Origin of the sequence: Aureibaculum koreense (assembly GCF_034296135.1) — a bacterium.
Lineage (GTDB): Bacteria > Bacteroidota > Bacteroidia > Flavobacteriales > Flavobacteriaceae > Aureibaculum.
The window spans coordinates 1-2,366 of record NZ_JAXKVV010000046.1; the positions used below are offsets into that span (position 1 = coordinate 1).

A 2,366-nucleotide genomic window follows, 5' to 3' on the forward strand; every position below is an offset into this window, starting at 1 on the left:
CACAGTTATAAACAGAAGTAGAATTCAAAGCTCCTCCCCTTATTTTCAAGGGGAGGTGTCCGGCAGAAAACATTAATTCTCACGTAAACATAAAGGACGGAGGGGTTAACGGAGGGGTCTTGAACAAATATCAACTATACCAACAAAGTATTAATTAAAAACAAAACATCATGTACAAAAAATGGATTTACAACACAGTTTATGGAATTGTAGCAGAACACACGGATCACTTATTTTTTAAGTTTAGATTAATTGATCAAAATGATAAAGAAATAGGTCAACTACAAATCTCTAAAAAACCTTCGATGGGTGATAAGATTATTCTTGATGATACAGCACTTAGAATAAAACCTCAAATGTTTGTGGTCAAACAAGTTTATTTAAGTCAAGTATCATATACCGGAATTTTAATGGGTGAAATCAAAGAGTTAGATAACAATCATTATCAACTAAGAAATGATAAATGACAACACCCAATCATATAGCCGGGGGAATCGTGATAACAGGTATTTTTTGTTCTCTTTGGAACACCAATATTTTCGAGAATCCCATGTTCATTACAACAACGGTCATTTGCAGTTTATTACCAGACATAGACCACACCAAAAGTATCATCGGCAAAAGCGTATATCCACTGGCAAAATGGATTAGCGTAAAATTTGGCCATCGTACTGTTACACATAGTGCATTGTTTTTACTTGCAATAACGACAATAGTCTATATGCTAGAACATTTTCAAGTCTTTGGAAATGATAATCACCAATTGTCATTAATTGTCTTTTTTGCTATTTTCTCTCATTTTTTATTGGATATGTTTACCATTCAAGGGATACCATTATTCTATCCTTTTTATCGTAACCCCTGTGTCATTCCTGCCAATGTAGAACTAAGAATTCGTACTGGCAATATGAAACAAGAGGGAATAGTACTCTTTATATTCTCATTGTCAACCATATTTTTACAAGACCTTTTTAAAGACGGTTTCTGGTTTACCTATAATAAGAAATTCAATGATATAACCCATCTCCATCGTGAGTTTGAAAATTCAAATACTTTATTGGATGTGACTTACGATTTTAACGTATTTCAAAATAATTATAAGGGAAAGGGTTATTTAATCTATGCCGATTTATTCCAATGTTATATTTTAGGTGATACCCTAATTCATTTGTCAGACGACCGACAAGGACAAATAATAAATTCCTTAAAACCAAAGAAAACGAAAGAAGTTTTATCTGTGAATACGCTCAATTTCGATAATATTTCAATAGACAGTTTAAACAATTTACTTTCAAATAAATTCATTGCTGAAGGAAAGATTTTCGCTAACCAACAAGTTGAGGTAATTACAAAAGAAAAATTAAATCATGCAACCTATTTCGACTTTCAGAATGAATTCAATCTACATTTTGTGTCATCATATATAGATAGCTTAAACCATAAATTAGAACTTCAAATAACCGAACTACAATATAAAATTGGACTTGAAGAAGATAACTTACAATACAGCAATTTTAAATATTACCATTCCAGATCCAAATTAAAACTCCTGAAGAATAAACTTCAAAACGATTCCCTAAATAGCTTTGAATACAATCAAACACAAAATCAAATAATTAAACTCGAAAGCTATTTGGAATCAGCTTTTCCAAAAAGTTCTAAAACATTGATTAAGCTCAATGATGAATTAAAAAAATTACTAAACAAAGAAGTGAATCCAAACATTTATTTTTCAGGTGAAATACTATTTTTCAAACTCCCAAGTAATAAATAATATTTTAAGTACTACGTGAAGCTACTCCCTTTAATCAAAGGTAGGTGGATTCCGACTTTTGTAGGAAAAGGAGGGATTTATTCTAAAGCCATATTGAAGTCAAAATCTAAACTCCTCCCCTCATTCAAGGGGAGGTGTCCAGTAGAAATATGAAATGATTTAACAAGAATGAAGGACGGAGGGGTTAAAAACGTCTAATGAAGAACAAATATTATTGAACTAACAAGAGCATTCTCAAACCACACAATAAAAATCTAGATAACCTTTATATTAGAGATTCACAATAATATTTCACCCTCGCTCCCGTAGGTCGTTCCAGTTCCGTTGCACTCCACGCTAACAGGTTAATCGGTGTTCTTACAAAACATTATCCCCATACAAAAACGTGCCGTCAAATTGGAAATTTGCCTTGCACCACTTTCTCTGCCTCACCTTCGGTCGGCAAAGTCCGTTCGTTTCTTGAACCGTGTAATACCATTTCTCTTGTTAATTTACTCAATTATTTGTAAATTGCCTTATGGCAAAACAAATAGACTTACACATTAAAGAGAGTGAATCAGAACTAAAGGCTCTTATGAATGCTCAAAGCAAG

General features: G+C 32.5%; 2 protein-coding genes. Both read left to right on the top strand.

Going from position 1 to position 2,366, the window contains the following annotated elements:
- Nucleotides 1-170 precede the first annotated feature (170 nt).
- Nucleotides 171-467, top strand: a complete 297-nt coding sequence (locus UMM65_RS17565; protein WP_321978477.1) for a hypothetical protein — start codon at nt 171-173, stop codon at nt 465-467.
- The gene (locus tag UMM65_RS17570) at nt 464-1,774 is read left to right on the top strand and encodes a metal-dependent hydrolase (protein WP_321978479.1); all 1,311 of its coding nucleotides are present in this window, start codon (nt 464-466) and stop codon (nt 1,772-1,774) included. The genes UMM65_RS17565 and UMM65_RS17570 overlap by 4 nt, the downstream gene beginning before the upstream one ends.
- The last annotated feature ends 592 nt before the right edge of the window (nt 1,775-2,366 follow it).